Raw genomic sequence first — 667 nt, 5'->3', positions numbered from 1 at the left:
GACGTAGAGCAAGTAGAAAATTTGGTTGCGGGAGCAGGATTTGAACCTGCGACCTTCGGGTTATGAGCCCGACGAGCTACCGAGCTGCTCCATCCCGCGATAGTCAGGACGACTGAGTGTCAGTGTTACCACAGGACGTGGCACTTTTAGCTGACCTTCCTTGCCCTTTGATATAAGTGGTGGAGGCTGACGGGATCGAACCGCCGACCCTCTGCTTGTAAGGCAGATGCTCTCCCAGCTGAGCTAAGCCTCCAAATCACCTACAAGTATGTAGGGATTTTTCTAGGTGACCCGTAGGGGATTCGAACCCCTGTATGACAGCGTGAAAGGCTGCTGTGTTAAACCGCTTCACCAACGGGCCAAGATGGCGGATGGAGTGGGATTTGAACCCACGAGACGGTTCGACACCGCCTACACGATTTCCAATCGTGCTCCTTCGGCCGCTCGGACATCCATCCATATGGCTCCTCGGGACGGACTCGAACCGCCGACCAATCGGTTAACAGCCGATTGCTCTACCAACTGAGCTACCGAGGAACGTAGAAGGTTTGTTCCTTCAAAACTGAATACGCATGATTGCTAAGAATGTGTGGATAAGTCCTCGACCGATTAGTATTCGTCAGCTCCACGCGTTACCGCGCTTCCACACCGAACCTATCAACCTCAT

At 53.2% G+C, this 667-nt stretch carries 5 tRNA genes; all 5 read right to left on the bottom strand.

Annotation, left to right across the window (positions count from 1 at the left end):
* Window positions 1-22: 22 nt before the first annotated feature.
* A tRNA-Met gene (locus M3630_RS30500) sits at window positions 23-99 on the bottom strand.
* Between the two features lie 78 nt (window positions 100-177).
* Window positions 178-253: transfer RNA gene (locus tag M3630_RS30495), tRNA-Val, on the bottom strand.
* A gap of 34 nt (window positions 254-287) precedes the next feature.
* Window positions 288-361, bottom strand: a tRNA-Glu gene (locus M3630_RS30490).
* A 4-nt stretch (window positions 362-365) separates the two neighbouring features.
* Window positions 366-458: transfer RNA gene (locus tag M3630_RS30485), tRNA-Ser, on the bottom strand.
* A 3-nt stretch (window positions 459-461) separates the two neighbouring features.
* A tRNA-Asn gene (locus M3630_RS30480) sits at window positions 462-537 on the bottom strand.
* Window positions 538-667 lie beyond the last annotated feature (130 nt).

Origin of the sequence: Brevibacillus sp. MER 51, from assembly GCF_023714195.1 — a bacterium.
Taxonomy (GTDB): domain Bacteria; phylum Bacillota; class Bacilli; order Brevibacillales; family Brevibacillaceae; genus Brevibacillus.
This window is presented reverse-complemented; position numbering and strand designations above follow the sequence as displayed.